The sequence below is a fragment of the Streptomyces sp. TE5632 genome, from assembly GCF_054061295.1.
Window position 1 is genome coordinate 3,468,125 of sequence record NZ_JBSSEA010000003.1, and the last position, 25,165, is coordinate 3,493,289.

The 25,165-nt window shown below is 72.4% G+C and carries 24 protein-coding genes and 1 pseudogene; 9 read left to right on the plus strand and 16 right to left on the minus strand.

Features of this window, described 5'->3' with window-relative positions; translation table 11 throughout:
• The first annotated feature begins 14 nt into the window (after positions 1 to 14).
• A complete protein-coding gene (locus ACVW19_RS21130) occupies positions 15 to 1,292 on the plus strand; it encodes a thymidine phosphorylase (RefSeq protein WP_457464710.1) in 1,278 nt (425 codons plus the stop codon).
• 67 nt (positions 1,293 to 1,359) lie between these two features.
• Here ACVW19_RS21130 and ACVW19_RS21135 read toward each other — a convergent pair whose 3' ends face one another.
• Positions 1,360 to 2,280, minus strand: a complete 921-nt coding sequence (locus ACVW19_RS21135) for an AEC family transporter (RefSeq protein ID WP_457460878.1) — start codon at positions 2,278 to 2,280, stop codon at positions 1,360 to 1,362.
• Between the two features lie 139 nt (positions 2,281 to 2,419).
• On the opposite strand from ACVW19_RS21135, the gene ACVW19_RS21140 reads away from it, so the two are divergent.
• Complete coding sequence (locus tag ACVW19_RS21140; protein ID WP_457464711.1) at positions 2,420 to 2,854, plus strand: STAS domain-containing protein; 435 nt, start codon at positions 2,420 to 2,422, stop codon at positions 2,852 to 2,854.
• On the opposite strand, the gene ACVW19_RS21145 is transcribed toward ACVW19_RS21140, so the two are convergent.
• Positions 2,738 to 3,754, minus strand: coding sequence for a sigma-70 family RNA polymerase sigma factor (locus ACVW19_RS21145; RefSeq protein ID WP_457460879.1), 1,017 nt, complete (start codon positions 3,752 to 3,754; stop codon positions 2,738 to 2,740). The two genes, ACVW19_RS21140 and ACVW19_RS21145, sit on opposite strands and share 117 nt — an antisense overlap.
• 170 nt (positions 3,755 to 3,924) lie before the next feature.
• Positions 3,925 to 5,250: an MFS transporter gene (locus ACVW19_RS21150; RefSeq protein WP_457460880.1), complete on the minus strand. Its 1,326-nt coding sequence runs from the start codon at positions 5,248 to 5,250 to the stop codon at positions 3,925 to 3,927.
• A gap of 63 nt (positions 5,251 to 5,313) precedes the next feature.
• Here ACVW19_RS21150 and ACVW19_RS21155 point away from each other — a divergent pair, with 63 nt between their 5' ends.
• Positions 5,314 to 6,267, plus strand: coding sequence for a LysR family transcriptional regulator (locus ACVW19_RS21155; protein WP_457460881.1), 954 nt, complete (start codon positions 5,314 to 5,316; stop codon positions 6,265 to 6,267).
• A gap of 127 nt (positions 6,268 to 6,394) precedes the next feature.
• Here ACVW19_RS21155 and ACVW19_RS21160 read toward each other — a convergent pair whose 3' ends face one another.
• Positions 6,395 to 7,156, minus strand: coding sequence for an alpha/beta hydrolase (locus ACVW19_RS21160; RefSeq protein ID WP_457460882.1), 762 nt, complete (start codon positions 7,154 to 7,156; stop codon positions 6,395 to 6,397).
• 112 nt (positions 7,157 to 7,268) lie between these two features.
• On the opposite strand from ACVW19_RS21160, the gene ACVW19_RS21165 reads away from it, so the two are divergent.
• Complete coding sequence (locus ACVW19_RS21165) at positions 7,269 to 8,426, plus strand: adenosine deaminase (protein ID WP_457460883.1); 1,158 nt, start codon at positions 7,269 to 7,271, stop codon at positions 8,424 to 8,426.
• A 136-nt stretch (positions 8,427 to 8,562) separates the two neighbouring features.
• The gene (locus ACVW19_RS21170; protein ID WP_457460884.1) at positions 8,563 to 8,925 is read left to right on the plus strand and encodes an ATP-binding protein; all 363 of its coding nucleotides are present in this window, start codon (positions 8,563 to 8,565) and stop codon (positions 8,923 to 8,925) included.
• A gap of 99 nt (positions 8,926 to 9,024) precedes the next feature.
• Here the strand turns inward: ACVW19_RS21170 and ACVW19_RS21175 are convergent, their stop codons facing one another.
• From ACVW19_RS21175 to afsQ1, 5 genes are all read right to left on the minus strand, one after another.
• Entirely contained in the window at positions 9,025 to 9,225 is a 201-nt protein-coding gene (locus ACVW19_RS21175; RefSeq protein WP_457460885.1) for a PspC domain-containing protein, read from the minus strand.
• An 80-nt stretch (positions 9,226 to 9,305) separates the two neighbouring features.
• Positions 9,306 to 9,887: a VanZ family protein gene (locus tag ACVW19_RS21180; protein ID WP_457460886.1), complete on the minus strand. Its 582-nt coding sequence runs from the start codon at positions 9,885 to 9,887 to the stop codon at positions 9,306 to 9,308.
• Positions 9,888 to 10,000: 113 nt separating this feature from the next.
• Positions 10,001 to 10,672 (minus strand): hypothetical protein, encoded by a 672-nt coding sequence (locus ACVW19_RS21185; protein WP_457460887.1) that lies wholly within the window; start codon positions 10,670 to 10,672, stop codon positions 10,001 to 10,003.
• Positions 10,669 to 12,474 carry a sensor histidine kinase gene (locus ACVW19_RS21190; RefSeq protein WP_457464713.1) on the minus strand — a complete coding sequence of 602 codons (1,806 nt, stop codon included), beginning with the start codon at positions 12,472 to 12,474 and terminating at the stop codon, positions 10,669 to 10,671. Before ACVW19_RS21190 ends, ACVW19_RS21185 begins: the two co-directional genes overlap by 4 nt.
• Before the next feature lie 298 nt (positions 12,475 to 12,772).
• Entirely contained in the window at positions 12,773 to 13,450 is a 678-nt protein-coding gene (gene afsQ1 / locus ACVW19_RS21195) for a two-component system response regulator AfsQ1 (RefSeq protein ID WP_279334271.1), read from the minus strand.
• A 253-nt stretch (positions 13,451 to 13,703) separates the two neighbouring features.
• Here afsQ1 and ACVW19_RS21200 point away from each other — a divergent pair, with 253 nt between their 5' ends.
• A complete protein-coding gene (locus ACVW19_RS21200) occupies positions 13,704 to 14,453 on the plus strand; it encodes a SigE family RNA polymerase sigma factor (protein ID WP_457460888.1) in 750 nt (249 codons plus the stop codon).
• A 191-nt stretch (positions 14,454 to 14,644) separates the two neighbouring features.
• On the opposite strand, the gene ACVW19_RS21205 is transcribed toward ACVW19_RS21200, so the two are convergent.
• On the minus strand, positions 14,645 to 15,316 hold the full coding sequence (locus ACVW19_RS21205) for a uridine kinase (RefSeq protein WP_457460889.1): 672 nt from the start codon (positions 15,314 to 15,316) through the stop codon (positions 14,645 to 14,647).
• Positions 15,317 to 15,462: 146 nt separating this feature from the next.
• On the opposite strand from ACVW19_RS21205, the gene ACVW19_RS21210 reads away from it, so the two are divergent.
• Entirely contained in the window at positions 15,463 to 15,807 is a 345-nt protein-coding gene (locus tag ACVW19_RS21210; RefSeq protein ID WP_457460890.1) for a hypothetical protein, read from the plus strand.
• Between the two features lie 80 nt (positions 15,808 to 15,887).
• Here ACVW19_RS21210 and ACVW19_RS21215 read toward each other — a convergent pair whose 3' ends face one another.
• From ACVW19_RS21215 to deoC, 3 genes and pseudogenes are all read right to left on the minus strand, one after another.
• Positions 15,888 to 16,778, minus strand: a complete 891-nt coding sequence (locus tag ACVW19_RS21215) for an aldehyde dehydrogenase family protein (protein WP_457460891.1) — start codon at positions 16,776 to 16,778, stop codon at positions 15,888 to 15,890.
• Positions 16,771 to 18,208, minus strand: a pseudogene (locus ACVW19_RS21220) (aldehyde dehydrogenase family protein). Before ACVW19_RS21220 ends, ACVW19_RS21215 begins: the two are co-directional and overlap by 8 nt.
• A gap of 5 nt (positions 18,209 to 18,213) precedes the next feature.
• Positions 18,214 to 19,167, minus strand: a complete 954-nt coding sequence (gene deoC / locus ACVW19_RS21225; RefSeq protein ID WP_457464715.1) for a deoxyribose-phosphate aldolase — start codon at positions 19,165 to 19,167, stop codon at positions 18,214 to 18,216.
• A gap of 113 nt (positions 19,168 to 19,280) precedes the next feature.
• Between deoC and ACVW19_RS21230 the strand changes: the two genes are divergently transcribed.
• Entirely contained in the window at positions 19,281 to 20,006 is a 726-nt protein-coding gene (locus tag ACVW19_RS21230; RefSeq protein ID WP_457460892.1) for a PH domain-containing protein, read from the plus strand.
• Between the two features lie 74 nt (positions 20,007 to 20,080).
• Here ACVW19_RS21230 and ACVW19_RS21235 read toward each other — a convergent pair whose 3' ends face one another.
• The 3 genes from ACVW19_RS21235 to ACVW19_RS21245 form a co-directional block, all read right to left on the minus strand.
• A complete protein-coding gene (locus ACVW19_RS21235; protein ID WP_457460893.1) occupies positions 20,081 to 21,748 on the minus strand; it encodes a phospho-sugar mutase in 1,668 nt (555 codons plus the stop codon).
• Positions 21,749 to 22,072: 324 nt separating this feature from the next.
• On the minus strand, positions 22,073 to 22,897 hold the full coding sequence (locus ACVW19_RS21240; RefSeq protein WP_457460894.1) for a purine-nucleoside phosphorylase: 825 nt from the start codon (positions 22,895 to 22,897) through the stop codon (positions 22,073 to 22,075).
• A 138-nt stretch (positions 22,898 to 23,035) separates the two neighbouring features.
• Positions 23,036 to 23,527, minus strand: coding sequence for a gamma-glutamylcyclotransferase (locus ACVW19_RS21245; protein WP_457460895.1), 492 nt, complete (start codon positions 23,525 to 23,527; stop codon positions 23,036 to 23,038).
• A gap of 59 nt (positions 23,528 to 23,586) precedes the next feature.
• On the opposite strand from ACVW19_RS21245, the gene ACVW19_RS21250 reads away from it, so the two are divergent.
• Positions 23,587 to 25,074: an NAD(P)H-quinone dehydrogenase gene (locus tag ACVW19_RS21250; protein ID WP_457460896.1), complete on the plus strand. Its 1,488-nt coding sequence runs from the start codon at positions 23,587 to 23,589 to the stop codon at positions 25,072 to 25,074.
• Positions 25,075 to 25,165: the final 91 nt, after the last annotated feature.

Below are 25,165 nucleotides of genomic sequence, written 5' to 3' on the forward strand. Positions count from 1 at the left end.
TGCCAGCCATGGCCATGGACGTCATCTCCGTCATCCGCACCAAGCGGGACCGCGGTGAACTCAGCGACGAGCAGATCGACTGGGTCGTCGACGCGTACACCCGCGGGGAGGTGGCCGACGAGCAGATGTCGGCCCTCGCGATGGCGATCCTGCTCAACGGCATGAACCGGACCGAGATCGCCCGCTGGACGGCCGCGATGATCGCCTCCGGCGAGCGCATGGACTTCTCCTCGCTGTCCCGCCCCACCACCGACAAGCACTCCACCGGCGGCGTCGGCGACAAGATCACCCTGCCGCTGGCCCCGCTGGTGGCGGCCTGCGGTGCGGCGGTCCCCCAGCTCTCCGGCAGGGGCCTCGGCCACACCGGCGGCACCCTGGACAAGCTGGAGGCGATCCCGGGCTGGCGCGCACTGCTGTCCAACGAGGAGATGCTGTCCGTGCTGGACGACGTGGGCGCCGTCATCTGCGCGGCCGGCGACGGCCTGGCCCCCGCAGACAAGAAGCTCTACGCCCTGCGCGACGTGACCGGAACCGTCGAGGCGATCCCGCTGATCGCCTCCTCGATCATGTCGAAGAAGATCGCCGAGGGCACGGGCGCGCTGGTCCTGGACGTGAAGGTGGGCAGCGGCGCCTTCATGAAGACCCTGGAGGACGCCCGCGAACTGGCGTCCACGATGGTCGGTCTCGGCACCGACCACGGCGTGCGGACCGTCGCCCTGCTCACCGACATGTCGACCCCGCTCGGCCTGACCGCGGGCAACGCCCTGGAGGTCCGCGAGTCGGTGGAGGTCCTGGCGGGCGGCGGCCCCGCGGACGTGGTCGAACTGACCCTCGCCCTGGCCCGCGAGATGCTGGACGCGGCCGGCCTCAAGGACGCCGACCCGGCGAAGGCCCTGGCCGACGGCTCCGCGATGGACGTCTGGCGCCGCATGATCGCCGCCCAGGGCGGCGACCCGGACGCGCCCCTGCCGACGGCGCGCGAACAGCACGTGGTGACGGCGACCGCCTCCGGCGTCCTGACCCGCCTGGACGCCTACGACGTCGGCGTCGCCGCCTGGCGCCTCGGCGCGGGCCGCGCCCGCAAGGAGGACCCGGTACAGGCGGGCGCCGGCGTCGAACTGCACGCCAAGCCCGGCGACACGGTCACCGAGGGCCAGCCCCTCCTCACCCTCCACACGGACACCCCGGACCGCTTCGCCTACGCCCTGGAGGCGGTGGCGGGCTCCTACGACATCGCGGCCCCCGGCACCGCCTTCGAGGCCACGCCGGTGGTGCGGGAACGCATCGCCTGACCCGCGCCCGCAGCCGGAGGCCGCTGTCGGGTACGGCCCGTCCGGGCGCCTCCTGGGGTGAGGACCCTCACCCCAGGAGGGTCGCCGTCACCACCAGTACCGGTACCGAGAGCAGGGTCGACACCAGGATCGCCTCCCGGGCCAGGGTCTCGCCGACGCGGTAGCTGCTCGCGAATGTGAAGATGTTCTGCGCGGCCGGGAGCGCCGAGGTCACCACCACGTCGAGCAACTGCGCCCCGCGCAGCCCGAAGACCCCCGCCGCCAGCGCCCAGGCGACCACCGGCTGGCCCACCGACTTCAGCGCCACGGCGAGCAGCACCGCACCGCGCTCCCCGCCCCGCAGGGGCAGGGCGCTGCCGCGCAGCGAGATGCCGAACGCGAGCAGGACCGCCGGCACCGCCATGTTGCCGATCAGCGTCACCGGGTCCATGACCGGGCCGGGGATCTCCAGGCCGGACGCCGACACCGCCACCCCCGCCAGCGAGCCCAGCGCGACCGGGTTCCGCAGCGGTGTGAGCAGCCGCTGCCACAGTGGCAGCTTCTCCCCGGCGGTCGCCAGGTCCAGGATCGTCAGCGCGACCGGGGTGATCCCGACGAGCTGGAACAGCAGCACCGGCGCCACCAGTGAGGCGTCGCCGAGGACGTACACGGCGATCGGGATGCCGAGGTTGCCGGAGTTGACGTAGCTGGAGCACAGGGCGCCGATGGTGGTGCGGCCCACGCCCCAGCGGCGTACGACACCCACCGCCACGAAGACGCCGGCCACCGCGGCCGTGCTCAGTGCGGTGACCAGCAGCCGGCCGGAGAAGACCACCGACAGGTCCGCCTCGGCGAGAAGGGTGAACAGCAGGGCCGGTGAGGCCACGTGGAAGGCGAGTTTCGTCAGCACCTCGTGGGCCTGTCGGCCCAGATACCCCCGGCGGCCGACCACATAACCGACGCCGATGACCACCGCGATCACCGCGAAACCGCTCAGCACCCCCTGCACAGCGGCTCCTCGCCGGGGCGGCGAGCACCGGAGGTCGCGGACGGGAAAGGTCTGTGGCGCATACACCCAACCCTCGCGGGAAGGTCATGCCCGGGTCAATATGATCTTCGCGGTGCCCGGACGCAGGCGGGACGCCGCGATGAATTACGCGCCCGTGCCCGGTCTACCGCTCGTGGACACCAGGACACCGCCCGTACTCGTGCTGCGCGGCCCCGTCACCCGGGACGGGGTGAGCGGGCCGAGCGAAGCGCTGCGGGCACTGCTGGACGACGGCGGGGGCGGCAGGAGCGGCAGGAGCGGCAGGAGCGGCAGGAGCAGCCAGGACGACGGAATCGTCGTCTGTGACGTGGGAGGCCTGGGGCCGCCGGGGCTCGCCGCCGTGAACCTGCTCGCCCGCCTCCAGCTCCTGGTCCACCGGACCGGGGGCCGGATACGGCTGCGCGACCCCGACCCCGCCCTATGCTCCCTGCTCGACCTGGTCGGCCTCCGCTTCGAGGTGGAGGGGCAGCCCGAACAGCGGGAACCAGCGCTTGGTGTCGAGGAAGCAGTGGAACCCGGTGATCCGGCCCTCTGAGATCTCCAGCACCTGGACCGCCCACGGCGTGAAACCACCCGCCTCCGGGTCCGGCTTGTACTGGGCGAACCCGGGCAGGCCGTTGGCCTGGAGAGGCAGCAGCCGCGAACCCGCACAAGGGGCGCCCAGCGTCGTCATGAAGCCCGTGATGTCGGCGGTGCCGGTCAGCCACAGGTCGAACGGCGGCATCGTCATGACGGCGTCCTCGTGCAGCAACGCCGTCAGCGCCGACATGTCGTACCCCTCGAACGCCGCCACATAGCGCTCCAGGAGCTTCTGCTGCTCCTCGTCCAGCGGGTCGGAGACGGACGCGTCGGCGCCCGGCTGGCGCCGCTCCGCGAGCGTCGCCCGCGCCCGCTGCAACGCGCTGTTGACGGACGCCACCGAGGTGCCGAGCAGCTCCGCCACCTCGCTCGCCCGCCAGGCCAGCACCTCCCGCAGCAGCAGCACCGCCCGCTGCTTGGGCGGCAGCTGCTGCAGCGCGGCCATGAAGGCGAGCCGCACGGACTCCTTGGCGACCGCCGCCTCCGCCGGGTCCTCGACGGTGGGCAGCACCCGGGAGTCCGGCACCGGCTCCAGCCAGGTGTGGTCCGGCCGCGGCGAGAGGGCCGCCTGCGCCAGCGGGGTCGACTCCGTCAGATCCATCGGCCGGGCCCGCTTGTTGCCGGCCGTCAGCATGTCCAGGCAGACGTTGGTCGCGATGCGGTACAGCCAGGAGCGCAGACTGGAACGGCCCTCGAACCTGTCGAAGCCGCGCCAGGCACGGATCATCGTGTCCTGCACCGCGTCCTCCGCCTCGAAGGAGGAACCGAGCATCCGGTAGCAGTACCCGGTCAGCTCGACGCGGTGCGCCTCGAGCCTGGCGTCGAGACCGGTCGTCGTCGCCGTGCCGTTCGTCATCGTCCACCCACCCCTGTGGCCTGTCTGCGGCGCACCTTCGCACCCAGCACTTCGGAAGCTACCGCAGGCCACTGACAACGGCCCCCCGAGTGGATGAAAGCGCAGGTCGGAGAGGCGAGTTCAACGGGCGGAACGAAATCCTCCGCCCGCCGGGCCGGGCGTGCGCGGCCTCACGCGGGGGCGAGCCGCCGCTGCTCCACCCGGGCCGCCCGGGTGCCCAGCACCGTGATGGTCACGACACCGGCCACCGCCACCAGGCCGACCCCCACCGTTCCGGCCCAGCCCTCCGAGTGGAAGGCGAGCGCGCCGACCGTGCTGCCCACGCTGGAGCCGACGTAGTAGGCGGACTGGTACAGCGCCGACGCCTGGGCGCGGCCCTCGGTGGCCGTCCGTCCCACCGCCGAGGACGCGACCGCGTGGCCCGCGAAGAAGCCCCCGGTGATCAGCACCAGGCCCAGCAGGATCAGGGACAGCGAGCCGGCCAGGGACAGCAGCAGACCCGCCGCGGTGGTCCCGCCCGCCGCGTACAGCGCGCCCCGGCGGCCCAGCCGGTTCACCAGCCGCCCCGCCGCCGACGCCGACACCGTGCCGACCAGGTAGACCAGGAAGATCGAGCCGACGACGCCCTGGGGGAGCGAGAAGGGCGCCTCGCTCAGGCGGTAGCCGATCACGGTGTAGACCCCGCCGAACACCGTCATGAACAGCGCGCCGATCGCGTACAGGCGCCGCAGCAGCGGGTCGGCGAGGTGGCCCCGGACCGCGCCGGCCAGCACGCGCGGGCGCAGCGAGCCCGGCCGGAAGTGCCTCGGCGCCGGCAGCAGCAGCCGGAACGCCACCGCGCACGCCACCGCGAGCACCCCGATCACGCCGACGGCGACCCGCCAGCCCCACTCCTGCGCCACCCATCCGGTGACGACCCGGCCGCTCATCCCGCCGACGCTGTTGCCCGCGACGAACAGTCCGATCGCGGTCACCAGCGCCCTGGGCCTGACCTCCTCCGCGAGATACGCGGTCGCCGACGCGGGCACCCCGGCCAGGGCCGCCCCCTGGAGCGCCCGCAGCGCCACCAGGGCGCCCAGCGACGGGGCGAAGGGGACCAGCAGCCCGACGGTCACCGCGACGGCCAGGGAGGCGGTCATGACCGTACGGCGTCCGTAGCGTTCCGACAGCGCGCTCATCGGCAGGACGAACAGTGCCAGACCGCCGGTGGCCGCCGCCACCGTCCAGCTCGCGTCGCCCGCGCTCACCCCGAGGTCCCCGGAGATCAGCGGCAGCAGGGCCTGGGTGGAGTACAGCAGCGCGAAGGTCGCGACACCCGCCAGGAAGAGGGCGAGGCTCATCCGCCGGTAACCGGGGCCGCCGGGGGACATCCGGGAGTCGGGTCCGCCCGGGGCGGACGGCGCAGAGGGAGCTGTGGAGGGAGCGGCAGAGGAAGAGGGAGTGACGGGCGGGCCGGCGTCCACACGCGTGGACGCCCCGGTACTGACGGATGACATGCTGCGAACCTACGGACGGCCCCGCTCATCCGTCCAATGCATGGAAACGCCATAATCGTTCCCATGGTGCATCAGCAGAGGTCACAGAGGAAGCTGTCACCGTCCGGTGACACAGAAGACATCGTCGCGCTGCTCGCGCCACGTCTCGTTCACTTCGCCGGCGTCGCCCGCACGGAGCACGTCACCCGTGCCGCCCAGGAGATGCAGGTCCCGCAGTCCACGCTCTCCCGGTCCATGGTCCGCCTCGAACACGACCTGGGCGTCGACCTGTTCGCCCGGCACGGCCGCACCCTCTCCCTGACCCCCGCCGGCCGCACCTTCCTCGCCTCCGTCGAACGCGCCCTCGCCGAGGTCGAGCGGGCCGCCGACGAGGTGCGCGCCGACGCCGACCCGGCCACCGGCAAGGTCGCCTTCGGGTTTCTGCACACCATGGGCGCCGAGACCGTGCCCGGCCTGCTGCACGCCTTCCGCGCCGACCATCCGCGCATCCGCTTCAGCCTCGTCCAGAACTACGGCGAGGCCATGCTGGAGCGCCTCCGGGAGGGCGAGCTGGACCTCTGCCTGACCTCCCCGGTCCCGGACGCCCCCGACCTCGTCGCCCGCCGTCTGGACGAGCAGAAACTGCGCCTGGTCGTCCCCGCCGACCACCGGCTCGCCGGCCGGCGCCGTGTCCGCCTCGCCGAGGCCGCCGACGAGACGTTCGTGACCCTGGAGCCCGGATACGGCCTGCGCCGCATCACCGACGACCTCTGCACACAGGCAGGTTTCCGGCCCCGGGTCGCCTTCGAGGGCGAGGAGGCGGAGACCCTGCGGGGCCTGGTGGCCGCCGGTCTGGGCGTCGCCCTGCTGCCCCCGCCGGCCGTGCCGCGCCCCGGGGTGGTGGAACTGACCGTCACCTCCCCGCGGGCGGCCCGCGAGATCGGCGTCGCCTGGCTGGCCGGCCGCCCGGACACCCCGCCGGTGGCGGCCTTCAAGAAGTTCCTGCTGTCGAGAAGGGGTCACCTGCTCCCGGGCTGAACCACGACCGCCCGCGAACCACCGCCCACCGCCCGCGAACCGCTGACGGCAGCCCGGGAGCCACCGCCGACCGCCCGCGACCGCCGCCGACCGCACGTGACCGGCGCCGACCGCCGACCGCCCCCGCCTACCGGCGTAACGACGCGCCGAACCCCGAGGCCAGCGGCATCCTCAGCCCCAGGGGCGGGGGTGCCGCCAGGGCATCCTGCACCGGACGGGAGAACGCCCGCCCGAACAGCGTCCCCATCATGAAGTCCTCGCACAGCGCCAGCACTTCGTCCCGGTACTGGTTCAACCCGTGTCCGTCGGCGTGCACTTCGAAGCGGCACACGTTCCGGTTCGCCTTCTTGACCCGCGCCGCCAGCCGGAAGGACAGTTCCGGGTCGGCCCGCGCGTCACGCGTGCCGTGCACGATCAGCACCTGCCGCCCGGCCAGCTGCTTCACCGGTTCGGGGGCCGCGGCCACATCCTCCTCGGGCAGCCAGGGAGCCAGCGCCAGTACGGAGCTGACGGCCTCGTGACCGCCCGCCCGCAGCGCCGCCCGGCCGCCCATGCCGAGACCGGCCAGGCACACGGGAACATCCCCGTAGCGCCGCACGATCTCGTCCACGGCCCAGGTGGCGTCACGCGCGAGATGCGCCTCACTGCCGTTCCAGCCCCGGTAGCGGTAGTGGACGACATGGGTGGCGAGCCCTTCGGCCCGGCCCGCGCGGCCGAGACGGTGTCCCAGGGCGCGTACGGAGGCGGCCGCCACCACGGGGGACGGTCTGCGGCTGGAGACCGGATCGCCGCCGGGGAGCAGCAGCACCGCGCCGCCCACCGCTTTCGGCTTCGGGCCGAGCGCCCTCCCCAGCCGGGCCGTGCGCACCGGCGTCGCTTGCTGTGCCATGGCAGCAGAGTGTCAGAAGCCCCGGTGTACGCCACCCTCGCGTGCGGTCACCGTTACGTATCGGCGGATTCGCACACCGGTGATCTACGCGCGTAGGCGCTAGAGTGCGGCAATGACGAGCCAGACCACTGCGAACACCCCGACCCCGGACCAGATCCGCCGGGCGCCCAAGGTTCTGCTGCACGATCACCTCGACGGCGGACTGCGCCCCGGCACGGTCGTCGACCTGGCCCGCGAGGCCGGCTACTCCGGGCTCCCCCAGAGCGACCCCGACAAGCTCGGCCTCTGGTTCCGGGAGGCCGCCGACTCCGGTTCCCTGGAGCGGTACCTGGAGACGTTCTCGCACACCGTCGGGGTCATGCAGACCCGCGACGCCCTGGTGCGGGTCGCCGCCGAGTGTGCCGAGGACCTCGCCGCGGACGGTGTCGTCTACGCCGAGGTGCGCTACGCCCCCGAGCAGCACCTCGAAGGCGGGCTGACCCTCGAAGAAGTCGTCGAGGCGGTCAACGAGGGCTTCCGGCAAGGGGAACGGCGGGCGCGGGAGAACGGGAACCGCATCCGCGTCGGCGCGCTGCTCACCGCGATGCGGCACGCCGCGCGGTCCCTGGAGATCGCCGAACTGGCCAACCGCTACCGGGACCTGGGCGTCGTCGGCTTCGACATCGCGGGCGCCGAGGCCGGTTACCCGCCCACCCGGCACCTCGACGCCTTCGAGTACCTCAAGCGGGAGAACAACCACTTCACCATCCACGCCGGCGAGGCCTTCGGGCTGCCGTCCATCTGGCAGGCCCTCCAGTGGTGCGGTGCCGACCGGCTCGGACACGGGGTGCGCATCATCGACGACATCCAGGTCCACGACGACGGCTCGGTCGAACTCGGCCGGCTCGCCTCCTACGTCCGGGACAAGCGCATCCCGCTGGAGCTGTGCCCCAGCTCCAACCTGCAGACCGGGGCGGCGGCCTCGTACGCCGAGCACCCCATCGGCCTGCTGCGCCGGCTGCACTTCCGGGCCACGGTGAACACCGACAACCGCCTGATGTCGCACACCAGCATGAGCCAGGAATTCGAGCACCTGGTCGAGGCATTCGGCTACACGCTCGACGACATGCAATGGTTTTCCGTCAATGCGATGAAGTCGGCGTTCATTCCTTTCGATGAACGGCTGGCCATGATCAATGACGTCATCAAGCCCGGATATGCCGAGCTGAAATCCGAATGGCTGTTTCGGCAGACCGCCTCCACCAGCGGTTCTGCGGCTGAAGACGGCTGACCGGGGCGTTCGCGGATTCCGGGAGGGCGGGCGGCCTTCACCGATCGTCCGCATTTCGAGGTTTGCGGCGGGTGGTGCCGGGTGTTTACGGTCGAGGACCGCTCGTTCCCCCCATTCCGTTTCGAGGACGCATTTCATGAAGCAGTCTGCTGCCAAGACCCTCGGTGTCGCCGTTCTCGGTGCCGCCTTCGCCGCCGTCGGTGCGGGTGCCGCAAGCGCGGCCCCGGCAGCCCCGGCCGTCCCGAACGCCGGTGCCGCGCTGGACACCGTCGCTCAGAGCCTTCCGGCGGAGGACGTCTCCCGTGTGGCGCCGGGCGCGGACCGGGCCCTGCAGACGGGACAGGACGTGGTCGGCACGGGCATGACGACCACGCGGCCGGTCGCCGAGCAGCTGACCTCCGAGGGCCCTCAGGAGCAGGTCGGTGGTCTGCTCGGGGGCCTGCCGGCGAAGGGGCTGCCCACGAAGGGCGTCGCCGTCAACGGGGTCCCGCTCGGCTGACCCACTCACCCCGGCCCACCCGCGCGGCCCCCTGCCGATGGGGCGCACCCCGAGTCCGGGGCGCGCCCCATCGGCGTTCGCGCGGAACGGCACACGGACTCACCAGGCCGTCCGCACCTTGTCCTCCGACGGGAGCAGGATCCACAGCGCTATGTAGACCAGGAACTGCGGCCCGGGGAGCAGGCACGAGGCCAGGAAGATCACGCGCATCGTGGTCGCGGAGGTGCCGAAGCGCTGGGCCAGCGCGGCGCACACGCCGCCGATCACACGGTTGTTGGTGGGGCGGACGAGGCGGGACATCGTGGACTCCTCGGTGGTGTGCGGTGCGGTGACCCACGGCGCCGTGTCGGCTTCCGTCGGTTGTTCTACCGCTCTCCACACTACGGAGACGAAGGGGGCAAAGCATCACTCCATGGGGCGATCCCGACCCTGGGAATCGTCGGGGTCCGACCCTGAGCCGGCTCCTCCCGGAACGTTCCGGCGCCGGCCCGGCGTACGGTCCGGCGGCGCAGCCAGGCACGGCCCGCCGGTACCACGGCGACATGCGCGAGCGCCGCGCCCACCGTGTTCAGCAACAGCGCGTCGACGTCCACGACCCTGCCGGGCACCGCGGTCTGCAGCATCTCGATACCCAGCGACAGCAGTGCCGCCGCGGCCATGGTGCGGACCAGCGAACCCAGTGGCGAGACGGTCAGCCTGCCCCCCGCCATAGGCAGCAGCACACCCAGCGGAGCGAGCAGAGCGAGCCCTTCACCGACCCGGCGGGCCCCGGCACCCCAGCCCAGCGCGAAGTCGGCCCGGATGCCGTCGAAGAGCCGCAGGTTGGCGGGCATCACCCAGGGGACGTTCAGGGGGCGCAGCGTGCACCAGGCGACGAACACGAGGTACGCGGCCAGGAGGAGACCTCCTGTCACACGGACACGGGACGCGGCGGTGCCGCCGACGGGGCCTTGACGCTGCACGAAACCCTAGACGCGACGCCCGGCGGGATCGGTTCCGGCAAGTGCCCCGTTCGCCGGGTGAGGCCTGCGCCACAGCCCCGCCGGCCTCGGTCCGCGGCGCCTGCCTTCCGGGGTCACCCCTCGGTGACCGCCGTGGACGGGGGTTCCGTGCCGCCCGGACGGGCCCGGACCTCGTCCGTGCACCGGTAGCGGCGCGGCGGCCCGTCGTCCTGGCCGCCCAGGACCACCGAGCCGTCTCCCTCGGCCGCCGCCGAGTCGGAGAAGGTGCAGACGATCTGCGCGAGCGCGTAGGACGTCAGGCTCCCCGGCGCGGTGCTCAGGCGCAGCGCGTCCTCCGGGTCGCCGGACCGCGGACCGCTCACGGTCATCCCGCCCCGCACGTTCGTCGTGTACCCGGCCTCCTTCTCGGCGGGCGTCGGCGGCGCCGAGAGCTGGTCCAGCAGGCCCTGCGCCACCAGGGCGCGCCGCTGCCCGGAGTCCGCCGCGCCCTCCGGCACCCGTACCGTCCGGTCGACGGCCATCAGTGACGAGCCGCAGAGCAGGAACACCCGCACCGGCAAGCCCCGCGCGGGCTGCGCCGCCCCGTCCGCCTCGGCCTGCGAGCAGCGCACCCGGGAGGGCGCCGGACCGAAGTCGGTCGGCACCTCGGTGGCCCGGATCCCGCACCCGGAGAGCAGGACACCGAGCGCGGTGACGGCCAGCAGCCCCGGCAGTCGTCGTGTGCCTCGTACACCGCGTATGCCGCGTATGCCCGTCGAGCGCGGAGTCGTCCGGCGTATGTTCATCGGGCGTCCCCTTCGGCGCTCGACCGGCGGGGACCGGCGCCGCCCTTGTCCTGCCGGGCGTTGCCTGCGTTGCCTGCGTTGTCGGTGTGCTCGGCGGGTCCGTCGTCCCGCTCGGTCAGGGCGGAGACGTCCCGCGGCAGCCGCAGCGTGAACACCGCTCCGCCCTCGGGGGAGTTGGCCGCGGTGATCTCGCCGCCGTGGGCGTGGGCGTTCTCCAGCGCGATGGACAGGCCCAGACCGCTGCCCTCGGAACGCGGCCGGGAGGCACTGGCCTTGTAGAAGCGGTCGAAGACATGCGGCAGGACGTCCTCGGGGATGCCCGGCCCCTGGTCCCGCACCTCGATGACCACAGCGCCTCCGGCCATGGTGTCCCCGACCACGGTGTCTCCGTCCTCGGCACCCGTCCCGGTGTCTTCCCCGGTGCCGTCCTCGCGGGCCCCGCCGTCCTTGCGCTCCCCGCCCTCCGAACCGCCCCCACCGGCCTCACCGCTCACAGGAGCCGCGCCGTCGCCGCCGTCCTCGCGGTCCACGCGCACCGACACCCGTACCGGCGAGCCGCCGTGCTTGAGCGCGTTGCCTATGAGGTTGGCCAGGATCACGTCCAGCCGACGCGGGTCGATCCGGGCGTGGATGCCGCGTTCCGCGTCCAACTCCACCGCGTCCAGCCAGGCACGGGCGTCGATGCAGGCGGTGATCTGGTCGGCGATGTCGACGTCGTCGAGGACGAGACGGGCGGTGCCCGCGTCGAAGCGGGTGACCTCCATCAGGTTCTCGACCAGGTCGTTCAGCCGCCGGGTCTCACTGACCACGAGCCGTACGGCGGGCTCGATCATCGGGTCGATGCCACCGCCCTCGAACTCCAGCTCCTCCTCGAGGACTTCCGTCACCGCCGTGATCGCGGTCAGCGGAGTGCGCAGTTCGTGACTCATGTCCGCCACGAACCTGCGGGACGCCTCGTCCCGCGCGGCCATGTCGGCCACCCGTTTCTCCAGCGCCTCGGCCGCCTTGTTGAACGTCCGGGACAGATCCGCCAGTTCGTCCGTCCCCGACACCCTCAGTCGGGTGTCCAGTCTGCCCTCGCCGAGCCGCCGGGCGGCGACCCCGAGCCGCTGCACCGGCTTCAGCACGGTCGTCGCCGCGGCCTGCGCCAGCAGTGCGGAGCCGATCAGGGCGAGACCGGTGGCGATACCCAGCGACCAGGCCAGCGAGTTGAGGTCCTTGGCCTCGGGCTCCAGCGACTTGAGCATGTAGCCGGTCGGCCCGCCGCCGATCGTCCGGGTGCCCGCCACCAGATAGGGGGTGCCACCGTGGACGATCCGCTGCCAGTACAGACGGTAGGGATGCTTGTTGGTCGAGGTGATCTTCTGCCGCTCGTTCACCGCCTTGCGCAGTGCGGTCGGCACGTCCTGGGTGGAGAAGCCGCTCAGCCCGCCCGAACTGCCGTACACCGTGCGGCCCTGCGGGTTCTCGGCGATCAGCAGCACCGAGAACCGCTGACTGCTGTTGGCCATCAGGCCCGCGGTGTGCTGGAGTTCCTCCTGTGTCGGGTGCTCCGGCAGCGCTCCCGCCCGGTTCTGCATCTCCTGCTCGAAGTCGCCCAGCACCGCGTCCTGGGTGCGGGTGAGCACCGCCTCGCGGTTGAGCCAGTACGCGATGCCCGACGCGGACACCGCGGCGGTGAGCGCGACCAGCCCGAACACGACCACCAGCCGAAGCCGCAGACTGGTGAAGCGCAGCCGCGACCAGACCCCCTTGCGCGCCGCGGACCAGCCGCGGGACCCCTTCTGGCGCTCCTGTGGCACGTGGTGCTTCTGTGTCACGGAAACCTCCGGGGACGCTCCCGGCGGCAGCCAGGGAAGGAATCGGGCTCCTGCGGAGCAGGGCAAGGAACAGGCTTTCGCCCCAAAGGCGAAAAACCGCCCACATGGTCGGGTGGGGTGACCCGTGTGCGTTGCGAGAGCCAAGTACGCGCAACTTCTGTCCTGACGGGCAACCGGGCAGGTTCCGTCCCGGCTGGTGCTGAGAGCGTCGGACTCGTCCGCTTGCTGAGCGAGCGAGCCGCTCGAGCCAGGAATCCCTCTGCTGCGGCCGGGGGAGGGTTCAATGAGGCGGGTCCAGTCGGTAGCCGACACCGCGCACGGTACGGATCAAGGTCGGGGACGACGGCACGTCCTCGACCTTGGCGCGCAGCCGCTGGACACAGGCGTCCACCAGACGCGAGTCGCCCAGGTAGTCGTGCTCCCACACCAGCCGCAGCAACTGCTGCCGGGACAGCGCCTGGCCGGGCCGTCGGCTCAGTTCGAGCAGCAGCCGCAGCTCGGTCGGGGTCAGCTGGAGGTCCTCGCCGTTCTTCGTCACGGTCATCGCCGAGCGGTCGATGACCAGGCTGCCGAAGGTCGCCGCGTCGTTGGACTCCCGCTCCCCGCGACGCAGCACCGCCCGGATCCGGGCGTCCAGCACCCTGCCCTGCACGGGTTTGACCACGTAGTCGTCGGCACCGGACTCCAGGCCGACCACCACGTCGATGTCGTCGTTGCGCGCGGTCAGCAGGATGATCGGCAACTGGTCGGTGCGCCGGATGCGCCGGCACACCTCGAATCCGTCGATGCCGGGCAGCATCACGTCCAGCACGATCAGATCGGGCCGTTGCTCGCGCAGCAGCTTCAGTCCGTCCTCACCGCTGGCAGCGGTCGCCACGCGGTGGCCCTGGCGCGTGAGTGAGAGCTCCAGGGCCGTGCGGATGGCGTCGTCGTCCTCGATCAGCAACAGGGAAGGCACGGGCTCATTCTGTCCCATGGAGGGCTTCCGGTTCGACCCGTGGGGGCAGAAGTCCGTGCGACCCGCACATGGACGGCCACGTGCGCCGAGATCCGTCAGGGCGCCGTGGTCGACGACCGGAGCCCGGCGTGGCGGCCCCTGTGACAGCTCTGTGACAGTCGGCGGACACGGCCATGAAGTCGCCCGGGCAGGATTTTCGTCACCAGCACAACAGCACATGAAGACACCGGAAGTCCAAGACGGGGGGCGCGAGATGAACACGCTGCACGGCACCAGCTCCAGCGCGGTTGTCACGCGTCTGCACGACGTGCACCGAGCCGGTGAGAAGTCCGGTGCCCTGGGCAAACGGGGGTGCGCTCGCGGTGCCGGGCGTCACACCGCCTACATGACGGTGATTGACGCGCCCACGGGGGAAACCAACACGGGGGAAACACACGGGGGAAGCGGGTGCAGGGAGGCAGAGGGGGAGCGCCGTTCGCTGTCGGAGGTGGAGTTCACCACCTACGTCCAGGAGCGACGCGCCTCCCTGTACGCGACCGCCTACCACCTGACCGGTGACCGCTTCGAGGCCGAGGACCTGCTGCAGAGCGCGCTGTTCTCGACCTACCGGGCGTGGGACCGGATCAGCGACAAGGCCGCGGTCGGCGGATACCTCCGCCGCACCATGACCAACCTGCACATCAGCGCGTGGCGCCGCCGCAAGCTGAACGAGTACCCGACCGAGGAGCTGCCGGAGACGGTCGGCGACACGGACGCGATGCGCGGCACCGAGCTGCGCGCGGTCCTGTGGCAGGCGCTGGCCCGGCTGCCCGAACTCCAGCGCACCATGCTGGTCCTGCGCTACTACGAGGGCCGCACGGACCCGGAGATCGCGGACATCCTCGGCATCAGTGTCGGCACGGTGAAGTCCAGCATCTGGCGGTCGCTCCGCCGGCTGCGCGAGGACGAGGTCCTCAGCTTCGGCCGTGACCGGGAGGACGCCTTCGGCGAACTGGTCGCCTGAAGGTACGGGGGAACGGGGGGAACCGGGGGAACGGGGGGAACCGGGGGAAGGGGAAAACGGGGAACCGAGGGGATCGGGGGATCTCAGGGGGGAACCGGGGGCAACGGGGGAGCACGAAGGGGCGGGACTGGAGGGCCGGGGGGTCCTTCCAGTCCCGCCCCTTCAGTGCGTACGTCCCGGGTTCGCCCCGGCTACGCCGACCGCGCGGTCGACCTCGCGCCCGAGTCCGTGCCGGAGTCCTCGGTGCGCGTGTCCGCCCCGGCCTGCCTGTTGCCGCCGACCCCCGCCGCCGCCAGGCGGCTCAGGGCCTCGTCGCGGTCGCAGGCGTACGCGCCGAGCGAGGTCTGGCGGGCGACGATCGTCCGCTCCAGCCGCATCAGCCGCCAGCCGCGCCGCAGCAGGAAGGGTACGGACTTGCGCCCCTCCCTGAGGTCCCGCAGGAAGCGGCGGCGGAAGGTCTTCATCGGGCCGCGGCTCAGGCACAGCGCGTCGGCCAGGAGGCCCAGTTCGCCGCAGCGCGTGACGATCTCCGCGGCGAAGATGCCCTCCGCGATGAACAGCGGAGCGCCGCCGATGTCGACCGTGTCCGCACCGGTCCGGGCGCTGAGGGAGAGGTCGTACACGGGCACGGCTGTGCGACCCGTGCGGCACAGTCGGTCGATGGCGGCGACGGCGGCGTCCGCGTCCCACGAGCCGGGGTGGTCCCAGTCGATGTCGGAGCTGCCCGCCACCAGGGGCAGCGTCGGGTCGTCGCCCTCCTTGTAGAAGTCGTCGAGGCGCAGCACCGGAAGGCCGGAGCGGGCCGCGAGGAGGGACTTGCCGGAGCCGGAGGGGCCGCAGAGCAGCACGACTCGCGCGGACATGGGCGACTGGGAACTCACGGGACACCAGTCTGAGGCATGGAACGGGTGCTCCACGACCGTGCGGACCGGCTTTGAAGCACGCGTCACACTTCAATTACGCTGCGCGTCGGTCCGATTACCGAGAGAAGCGGAAGGTGGCATCAGTAATGGCCCGACACGACGCACCCAAGAAGCCGGCCGTCCGGCGCGCCCTGGTCATGCTCGCGGCCGCGGGAGCGGTCCTGGGGGTGGGCGCGACGGCGGCAGCGGCTGACTCCGGCTCCCCGCTGGACCTGACCGGCGCGGCAGGGCATGCCGTCGGTCCGGTCGCCGGCCTCAAGCCCAACCCGCTCGCCGGAACCGGCGTCGACCCCCTCGACAACGGCGTCCGTACCCAGGTCGCCGACTTCAAGCCGGTGGACTCGCGCACGGTGACCGGCCCGGTCACCCAGGCCCCGTCGGTCGACGGCGTCCCGGTGGCCGGCCCGGCGGCGGGGGTGCTCGGCGACTGACCCGGCGGCAGGACGACGGCGGAGAGCCGCGCCCCCCGGGTGGAGGGGCGCGGCTCTCCGGGGTGCGGAGGGGTGTTCGGTCAGTAGGCGGAGCCCGAGGCGCCCAGGGAGCCCGTCGGGTGCCAGACCGTCTTGGTCTCCAGGAAGGCCGTCATGCGGTCCGTGCCCGGGGTCGCCGACCAGTCGTCCACAGGCTGTGGGCGCAGGACGCGCTTGAGGTTGTCCGCCGCCGCGATCTCCAGTTCCTTCGCCAGCGCCTCGTCGGCGCCCGCCAGGTCGATCGCGTTGACGTCCTGGTGCGCGGCCAGCGGCGCGGCGATCTCCGCCGTACGGCCGGAGAGGACGTTGACGACACCGCCGGGCAGGTCGGAGGTGGCCAGCACCTCGCCCAGGGAGAGGGCGGGCAGCGGGAACCGCTCGCTCGCGATCACGACCGCCGTGTTGCCGGTGGCGATCACCGGGGCGACCACCGAGACCAGGCCCAGGAAGGACGACTCCTGGGGTGCCAGGACGGCGACCACACCGGTCGGCTCGGGGGAGGACAGGTTGAAGTACGGGCCCGCGACCGGGTTTCCGCCGCCGATCACCTGGGCGATCTTGTCGGTCCAGCCCGCGTACCAGACCCAGCGGTCGACCGCCGCGTCCACCTGGTCGGCGGCCTTCGACTTCGACAGGCCCTCGGCGGCCGCCACCTCGCGGACGTACTGGTCCCTGCGGCCCTCCAGCATCTCCGCGACGCGGTAGAGGATCTGGCCGCGGTTGTACGCCGTCGCGCCGGACCAGCCGCCGAACGCCTTGCGCGCGGCGACCACGGCGTCACGGGCGTCCTTGCGGGAGGAGAGGGGGGCGTTGGCCAGCCAGTTGCCCTTGGAGTCGGTCACCTCGTACACCCGGCCGCTCTCCGAACGCGGGAACTTCCCGCCGACGTACAGCTTGTAGGTCTTCAGTACGGAAAGTCGTGCGTCAGACATCGAGGTACGCCTCCAGGCCGTGGCGGCCGCCCTCGCGGCCGAAGCCCGACTCCTTGTAACCGCCGAACGGCGAGGTCGGGTCGAACTTGTTGAACGTGTTGGACCAGACGACACCCGCGCGGAGCTTGTTCGCCACCGCCAGGATGCGGGAGCCCTTCTCCGTCCAGATGCCCGCCGACAGGCCGTACGGCGTGTTGTTGGCCTTGGCGACGGCCTCGTCCGGGGTGCGGAAGGTGAGCACCGACAGCACCGGGCCGAAGATCTCGTCGCGGGCGACGGTGTGCGCCTGGGTGACGCCCGTGAACAGCGTCGGCGCGAACCAGTAGCCGTTCTCCGGGAGTTCGCAGGCCGCCGACCAGCGCTCGGCGCCCTCCGCCTCGCCCTGCTCGACGAGCGAGGTGATGCGTTCGAGCTGCTGCGCGGAGTTGATCGCGCCGATGTCGGTGTTCTTGTCCAGCGGATCGCCGAGGCGCAGCGTGGTGAGCCTGCGCTTGAGGGAGTCCAGCAGCTCGTCGTGGATGGACTCCTGGACGAGCAGGCGGCTGCCCGCGCAGCAGACCTGGCCCTGGTTGAAGAAGATGCCGTTGACGATGCCCTCTACGGCCTGGTCGATGGGGGCGTCGTCGAAGACGATGTTGGCGCCCTTGCCGCCCAGTTCGAGGGTGAGCTTCTTGCGGGTGCCCGCGACCGTGCGCGCGATCTGCTTGCCGACGGCGGTGGAGCCCGTGAAGGCGACCTTGTCGACGTCCGGGTGGGCGACCAGCGCGGCTCCGGCGCGGCCGTCGCCGGTGAGGATGTTGACGACGCCCTTGGGGAGACCCGCCTGGCGGCAGATGTCCGCGAAGAAGAGCGCCGAGAGAGGGGTCGTCTCGGCGGGCTTCAGGACGACCGTGTTGCCGGTCGCCAGCGCCGGGGCGATCTTCCACGCCAGCATGAGGAGGGGGAAGTTCCAGGGGATGACCTGGCCCGCGACGCCCAGAGGGCGCGGGTTGGCGCCGTAGCCTGCGTGGCCGAGCTTGTCCGCCCAGCCCGCGTAGTAGAAGAAGTACGCGGCGACCAGGGGGATGTCCGCGTCCGCGGGTCTCCCTGATCGGCTTGCCGTTGTCGAGGGTTTCGAGGACGGCGAGTTCGCGGCTGCGTTCCTGGATGATCCGGGCGATGCGGAAGAGGTACTTCGCGCGCTCGGAGCCCGGGAGCGCCGACCACTTCTCGAAGGCCTTGCGGGCGGCCTTCACGGCGCGGTCGACGTCCGCCTCACCGGCCTCGGCGACCTCGGAGAGGACCTCCTCGGTGGAGGGGGAGACGGTCTTGAAGACCTTGCCGTCGGCCGCCTCGGTGAACTCGCCGTCGATGAACAGGCCGTACGAGGAGGCGATGTCGACGACCGAGCGGGACTCGGGCGCCGGCGCGTAGTCGAAAACAGGTGCCATGGTGATCAGTCCACCGTCACGTAGTCGGGGCCGGAGTAGCGGCCGGTGGCCAGCTTCTGGCGCTGCATCAGCAGGTCGTTCAGCAAGGAGGAGGCGCCGAAGCGGAACCAGTGGTTGTCCAGCCAGTCCTCGCCGACGGTCTCGTTGACCAGGACGAGGAACTTGATCGCGTCCTTGCTGGTGCGGATGCCGCCGGCCGGCTTCACCCCGACCTGGACACCGGTCTGCGTACGGAAGTCGCGGACCGCCTCCAGCATCAGGAGGGTGTTCGCGGGCGTGGCGTTCACCGCGACCTTGCCGGTCGAGGTCTTGATGAAGTCCGCGCCGGCCAGCATGCCGAGCCAGCTCGCCCGGCGGATGTTGTCGTACGTCGACAGCTCGCCCGTCTCGAAGATGACCTTCAGCCGGGCGCTCGCCCCGCAGGCCTCCTTCACGGCGGTGATCTCGTCGTACACCTTCAGGTAGTTCCCCGCGAGGAACGCGCCGCGGTCGATGACCATGTCGATCTCGTCGGCGCCGGCGGCGACGGCCTCCCGGACGTCGGCCAGCTTGACCGCGAGCGGGGCGCGACCGGCCGGGAAGGCGGTCGCGACGGAGGCCACCTTGACCGCGGAGCCGGCGACGGCCTCCTTCGCCGTGGCCACCATGTCGGGGTAGACGCAGACCGCGGCCGTGGCGGGGGCCGTGCGGTCGGTCGGGTCGGGGCGGACCGCCTTCGCGCCGAGTGCCCGGACCTTGCCCGGGGTGTCCGCGCCTTCCAGCGTCGTCAGGTCGACCATCGAGATGGCGAGGTCGATGGCGTACGCCTTCGCGGTCGTCTTGATCGAGCGGGTGCCGAGAGAGGCGGCACGCGCCTCCAGGCCGACCGCGTCGACACCGGGCAGCCCGTGCAGGAAGCGGCGCAGCGTGCCGTCGGACGCGGTGACGTCACCGAGAGCGTGTGGTGCAGTGGAGGACATGGTCACCAGCCGAGCATATCTACGCGCGTAGCGGCTGTACAGCCCTCCCACCCGTTTCAGGCCCCGCCCACCACCCGCCGGCGCGTGCGGACCCGTCGGGCAGAATCGGGGGCATGAACACCCCAGCGCAGCAGCCGTCCGACCCGGAGCCCAGGGGCGGGCACGGGCCCGAGGGCTTCGAGGCCAAGGACCGGGTGTACCGGTCGACCTCGGGCATCGCCGGTGGCGTGCTGCTGCTGGCGATCGTCGGCTGGCTCTGCGTCGACGCCGTGGTCACCGGCGAGGGCCGGGCCCCGTGGCTGGCGCTCGCCACGCTGCTGGCGATCGTGCCCCCGGTGGTCGCCTACACCCTGCTGCCCGCCGTGTACGCCGACGACGACCGGCTGCGCGTCCGCAATCCCTTCCGCACGATCGTGCTGCCCTGGGGCCGGGTCGCCGCGCTGCGCGCCAGCTACACCAACGAGGTCGTCTCCGACTCCGGCACCAAGTACCAGCTGTGGGCCCTGCCCGTGTCCCTGCGGGCCCGCAAGCGGGCCGCGCGGCGGGAGATGCGGGCCGCGGGCGAGCGGGCGCAGGGCGTCGACGTCCGCACCGCGGGGCAGGTCCCGAGGGCGGGCGGCGCGCCCCGGCGCGGGGGCGCCGCGTCCGCGCCGGGCGGACCGGAAGGACCGGAGCGGGCGCCGAGCGACCGGGCGATGGACGAACTGCGCGAGCTGCACGAGGCCCGGCAGGCCGCGGGGAGCGCGCAGGGCGAGGTGAGCGTGCGCTGGTCCTACGAGATCCTGGCCCCGACGCTCGCCGGGGTGATCCTGCTGACGGTCCTGCTGGCCGTCGCCTGAGCCCGGGAGCAACGACCGGAGGGGGCCGCGGTCCGCAGGACCGCCGACCGCGGCCCCCTCCGGTGTTCGATCGCTCAGATACCGGCCGCAGCCTTCAGGTCCTGCTTGAGCGCGGTCAGCAGGGCGACCGCCCTGGCGCGGGCCGCGGGCAGGTCGGCCCGGGCGGTGACCGGGACGACGACCTCCAGGTAGCACTTCAACTTCGGCTCCGTCCCGCTCGGGCGGACGACGACGCGGGCACCCTGAAGGGTGTAGCGCAGGCCGTCGGTGGGCGGGAGGGTGTCCGTGCCGCGGGTCAGGTCCTCGGCCCGGGTGACGGTCAGGCCGGCCAGCGCGGTCGGGGGGTTCTCGCGCAGGCGGCGCATGGCGTCCGCGATGAGCGACAGGTCCTCGACGCGGGCCGACAACTGGTCGGTGGCGTGCAGGCCGTGGGTCACGGCGAGGTCGTCGAGGAGGTCCAGGAGGGTACGGCCCTCCGCCTTCAGCTCGGAGGCCAGCTCGGCGAGGAGCAGCGCGGCCGTGATGCCGTCCTTGTCGCGTACGCCCTCCGGGTCGACGCAGTAGCCCAGCGCCTCCTCGTAGCCGTAGCGCAGGCCCTCGACCCGGGCGATCCACTTGAAGCCGGTCAGGGTCTCCTCGTGCGGCAGCCCCGCCTGCTCGGCGATACGGGCGAGGAGGATCGACGACACGATCGACTCGGCGAACGTGCCGGTCGCGCCGCGCCGGACCAGGTGGGCGGCGAGCAGGGCGCCGACCTCGTCACCGCGCAGCATGCGCCAGTCCCCGTCGCCGGTGCCCTCCCCGCCGGCGTCCTTGACGGCCGCGGCGCAGCGGTCGGCGTCCGGGTCGTTGGCGATGACCAGGTCGGGCTCGGCCTCGCGGGCCTTCGCGAAGGCCAGGTCCATCGCGCCGGGCTCCTCCGGGTTGGGGAACGCGACGGTGGGGAAGTCCGGGTCGGGCTCGGCCTGCTCGGCGACCAGGACCGGCTCCGGGAAGCCGGCCCGGGCGAACGCGGCGAGCAGGACGTCCTTGCCGACGCCGTGCATCGCGGTGTAGACCGTGCGGGCGGTGCGGGGGGAGCCCTCGGCCAGGACCGCGTCCGTGCGGGCGAGGTAGGCGTCCAGGACGGAGTCGTCGAGGGTCTGCCAGCCGGTGGTGGGACGGGGCACGTCGTCCAGGGACCCGACGGCCGCGATCTCGGCGGCGATCTCCGCGTCGGCGGGCGGGACGATCTGGGACCCGTCGCCGAGGTACACCTTGTAGCCGTTGTCGCGGGGCGGGTTGTGGCTGGCGGTGACCTCGACCCCGGCGACCGCGCCGAGGTGCCGGATGGCGAAGGCGAGCACCGGGGTGGGGAGGGGGCGGGGGAGGACGGCCGCCCGGAGACCGGCGCCGGTCATCACGGCGGCGGTGTCGCGGGCGAAGTCCGCCGACTTGTGCCGGGCGTCGTAGCCGATCACGACGAGGCCGGCTGTGTCGTCCCCGTGGGGGGTCCCCTGCTTCTTGAGGTACGCGGCGAGGCCGGCGGCGGCGCGGATGACGACGGCGCGGTTCATGCGCATCGGGCCGGCGCCCAGTTCGCCGCGGAGACCGGCGGTGCCGAACTGGAGGGTGCCGCTGAAGCGGGCGGCGAGTTCGGTGTGGACCCCGGCGTCGATGAGGCGGGCGAGTTCCTCACGGGTGTCCGCGTCGGGGTCCTCGGCCAGCCATGCCCTGGCCCGTGCGATGAGGTCGTCTTGCACGTCGGTCAGCCTCTCGTCCGTCGTCCGTCGATCGGTGTGCGTCTGTGTGTGGTGGTGGGGCGGGTGCGCGTCGTGGGCCCGCGGCGCGGCTGCGGTCCGGTGGGGGCGCGCGTCGCGCCTGCGGCCGGTGGGTGGGTCGGGGCCGCGTCGGGGGTGTCCGTCCTCGGTCCGGTGCGGAATCCGGTGACGGGGAGAGTGCGGTCCGTCGACGCGCCGGCCGCTGCGGGCGGACACCCCCGCCCCGTCCCCTTCCCGCCGTGCGCGACGGGCGCACGCCCGCCGCCCGGTCGTGCTTCTCGCCGTACGACGGTGAGTACCCCGTTCCTACAGGCGGCCCAGTACCTGGGTCAGGAGGGTGCCCATGCGGGAGGCGGAGTCCCGGCCCGCCTGGAGGACCTCCTCGTGGTTGAGCGGTTCACCGGTCATGCCGGCGGCGAGGTTGGTGACCAGGGAGATGCCGAGCACCTCCGCGCCCGCCTCCCGCGCGGCGATGGCCTCGAGCACCGTCGACATGCCCACCAGGTCCGCCCCGATCACCCGTGCCATGCGGATCTCCGCCGGGGTCTCGTAGTGCGGGCCGGGGAACTGGGCGTAGACGCCCTCCTCCAGGGTGGCGTCGATCTCCTTGCAGAGGGCGCGCAGCCGGGGGGAGTAGAGGTCGGTGAGGTCGACGAAGTTGGCGCCGACGATGGGGGAGGTGGCCGTGAGGTTGATGTGGTCGCTGATCAGGACCGGCTGGCCGGGGCGCATGCCCTCGCGCAGGCCGCCGCAGCCGTTGGTCAGGACGATCGTCTTGGCGCCGGCGGCGACGGCGGTGCGCACGCCGTGGGCGACGGAGGCCACGCCGCGGCCCTCGTAGTAGTGGGTGCGGCCCAGGAAGACCAGGACCCGCTTGGCACCGAGGCGGTACGAGCGGATCTTGCCTCCGTGCCCCTCGACCGCCGGCGGCGGGAAGCCGGGCAGCTCGGTGACCTGGAACTCGGCGTCGGGTGAGCCGAGGGCGTCCACGGCCGGTGCCCAGCCGGAGCCCATCACGAGGGCGACGTCGTGGGTCTCGGCGCCCGTGAGCTCGCGCAGGCGCGCGGCTGCGGCGTCGGCGGCGGCGTGGGGGTCGCCCTGGATGTCGTCCGGAAGAAGAGAAGCGTTCACGCGGATGAGGGTAGCCGGTCTTCGCCTACGCGCGTAGATGTCACAGCTCACGGGCCCGCGATCGTTGTCTTGTCGTTTCCGAGGAGGCCTTGCCGGCTCGGGCGGGCAGATCTCGGCGGCCCGGCCCGGGGCGCGGGTTCAGCAGGGGCGTTTGCGCAGTTCCATCACGTAGTCGTGGGGGGCGCCCGCGGATTCCGCCGCGTCGGCGACCTCGCCGAGGTAACGGGCCGAGGGGAGGCCGCCCTCGTAGGCGTTCAGGACGTAGGTCCAGGCGGGTTCCTCGCCGTCCAGGGTGTGGACGCGGACGCGGGTGCGCCGGTAGATGTCCAGGCCCGTGCCCTCCCAGTGGTCCAGGGACTCCTCGTCCATGGGGGCGATGTCGTACAGCGCGACGAAGACCTGGGCGAAGTGGTCCTCGACGATCGTCGCGAGCGCGCCGCCTCCCGCGACCGGGTCGGTGGGCTCGGCCGGGTCGGTGGGCCCGCTCGGCCAGTGCACGCCCAGGTTCTCGCCCCCGAAGGTCAGCCGCCACCCGTTCAGCCAGCCGGTGGCACGCAGCGGCGAATGCGGGGCGCGGCGGGACATCAGCCGCGCGTCGAGGTTGCCGGCGTACGCGGCGTAGAGCGACATATGGGAGAGCGTACGGCAGCCGCACCGCGGGCCCCTCCGGTAACAGGGGGGCCACGGGGATGGCCCCCGGACGGTCGCACGGTGAAGTGTGCGGGACAATGGAGCATGTGACTCGGATCGTGATCATCGGTGGCGGACCCGGCGGATACGAAGCGGCGCTGGTCGCCGCGCAGCTCGGCGCGGAGGTGACCGTCGTCGACTCCGACGGTCTGGGCGGGGCGTCGGTGCTCACCGACTGCGTGCCCTCGAAGACCCTGATCGCCACGGCCGAGGTGATGACCACCTTCGACTCCTCCTACGAGGAACTCGGCATCATCGTGGCCGACGACACCCCGCACGTGGAGCAGGCCGCCCGGGTCGTGGGCGTGGACCTGGGGAAGGTGAACCGCCGGGTGAAGCGGCTGGCCCTGGCCCAGTCGCACGACATCGCCGCGTCCGTGACGCGGGCCGGCGCGCGGGTGCTGCGCGGGCGGGGGCGGCTCGAGGGCATGCAGGCCCTGGACGGGTCGCGCAAGGTCGTGGTCCGGGCCGCCGACGGGTCCGAGGAGACGCTGACCGCCGACGCGGTGCTCATCGCCACCGGCGGTCACCCCCGCGAGCTGCCCGACGCGCGGCCCGACGGCGAGCGCATCCTCAACTGGACACAGGTGTACGACCTGAACGAGCTCCCCGAGGAGCTCATCGTGGTCGGTTCCGGTGTGACCGGTGCCGAGTTCGCCGGTGCCTACCAGGCGCTGGGGTCGAAGGTGACGCTCGTGTCGTCGCGCGACCGGGTGCTGCCGGGTGAGGACCCGGACGCCGCCGCGGTGCTGGAGGACGTCTTCCGCCGGCGCGGCATGAACGTCATGGCGCGTTCGCGCGCGCAGTCCGCCAAGCGGGTCGAGGACCGGGTGGAGGTGACCCTCGCCGACGGGCGGGTCATCACCGGGTCGCACTGCCTGATGGCCGTCGGCGCCATCCCGAACTCCGCGGGCATGGGGCTCGAGGAGGCCGGGGTCAGGCTGCGCGAGTCGGGGCACATCTGGACCGACAGGGTGTCCCGGACCACCGCTCCGGGCGTGTACGCGGCCGGCGACGTCACCGGCGTCTTCGCGCTGGCGTCGGTGGCGGCGATGCAGGGGCGGATCGCCATGTACCACTTCCTGGGTGACGCGGTGGCTCCGCTGAACCTGAAGACCGTCTCGTCGAACGTCTTCACCGACCCCGAGATCGCCACGGTCGGCTACAGCCAGGCCGAGGTCGACTCCGGGAAGATCGACGCGCGGGTCGTGAAGCTGCCGCTGCTGCGCAACCCCCGCGCGAAGATGCAGGGCATCCGCGACGGCTTCGTCAAGATCTTCTGCCGGCCGGGCACCGAGATCGTGGTGGGCGGTGTCGTCGTGGCGCCCCGCGCCTCGGAGCTCATCCACCCCATCTCGCTCGCGGTCGACAACAATCTGACGGTCGAGCAGATCGCGAACGCCTTCACGGTGTACCCCTCGCTGTCGGGGTCGATCGCCGAGGTGGCACGGCAGCTGCACACGCGCAAGATGACGGGAGAGTCCTGACGGCCCGACAGCCTGAGGACCCGACAGTCCGGCGGCCTGGAGGCCTGACGGCTGAAACCAACTCCCCGCCGGTCACGGGGAGTTGCCGGAT

Excerpts from the sequence above, each read along its gene's own strand:
- ACVW19_RS21130 (WP_457464710.1), top strand. The coding sequence starts at position 15 with ATGGACGTCATCTCCGTCATCCGCACCAAGCGGGACCGCGGTGAACTC.
- ACVW19_RS21140 (WP_457464711.1), top strand. The coding sequence starts at position 2,420 with ATGAATTACGCGCCCGTGCCCGGTCTACCGCTCGTGGACACCAGGACA.
- ACVW19_RS21145 (WP_457460879.1), bottom strand. The coding sequence starts at position 3,754 with ATGACGAACGGCACGGCGACGACGACCGGTCTCGACGCCAGGCTCGAG.
- ACVW19_RS21150 (WP_457460880.1), bottom strand. The coding sequence starts at position 5,250 with ATGTCATCCGTCAGTACCGGGGCGTCCACGCGTGTGGACGCCGGCCCG.
- ACVW19_RS21155 (WP_457460881.1), top strand. The coding sequence starts at position 5,314 with ATGGTGCATCAGCAGAGGTCACAGAGGAAGCTGTCACCGTCCGGTGAC.
- ACVW19_RS21160 (WP_457460882.1), bottom strand. The coding sequence starts at position 7,156 with ATGGCACAGCAAGCGACGCCGGTGCGCACGGCCCGGCTGGGGAGGGCG.
- ACVW19_RS21165 (WP_457460883.1), top strand. The coding sequence starts at position 7,269 with ATGACGAGCCAGACCACTGCGAACACCCCGACCCCGGACCAGATCCGC.
- ACVW19_RS21170 (WP_457460884.1), top strand. The coding sequence starts at position 8,563 with ATGAAGCAGTCTGCTGCCAAGACCCTCGGTGTCGCCGTTCTCGGTGCC.
- ACVW19_RS21175 (WP_457460885.1), bottom strand. The coding sequence starts at position 9,225 with ATGTCCCGCCTCGTCCGCCCCACCAACAACCGTGTGATCGGCGGCGTG.
- ACVW19_RS21185 (WP_457460887.1), bottom strand. The coding sequence starts at position 10,672 with ATGAACATACGCCGGACGACTCCGCGCTCGACGGGCATACGCGGCATA.
- ACVW19_RS21200 (WP_457460888.1), top strand. The coding sequence starts at position 13,704 with ATGAACACGCTGCACGGCACCAGCTCCAGCGCGGTTGTCACGCGTCTG.
- ACVW19_RS21205 (WP_457460889.1), bottom strand. The coding sequence starts at position 15,316 with ATGTCCGCGCGAGTCGTGCTGCTCTGCGGCCCCTCCGGCTCCGGCAAG.
- ACVW19_RS21210 (WP_457460890.1), top strand. The coding sequence starts at position 15,463 with ATGGCCCGACACGACGCACCCAAGAAGCCGGCCGTCCGGCGCGCCCTG.
- ACVW19_RS21215 (WP_457460891.1), bottom strand. The coding sequence starts at position 16,778 with ATGTCTGACGCACGACTTTCCGTACTGAAGACCTACAAGCTGTACGTC.
- deoC (WP_457464715.1), bottom strand. The coding sequence starts at position 19,167 with ATGTCCTCCACTGCACCACACGCTCTCGGTGACGTCACCGCGTCCGAC.
- ACVW19_RS21230 (WP_457460892.1), top strand. The coding sequence starts at position 19,281 with ATGAACACCCCAGCGCAGCAGCCGTCCGACCCGGAGCCCAGGGGCGGG.
- ACVW19_RS21245 (WP_457460895.1), bottom strand. The coding sequence starts at position 23,527 with ATGTCGCTCTACGCCGCGTACGCCGGCAACCTCGACGCGCGGCTGATG.
- ACVW19_RS21250 (WP_457460896.1), top strand. The coding sequence starts at position 23,587 with ATGGCCCCCGGACGGTCGCACGGTGAAGTGTGCGGGACAATGGAGCAT.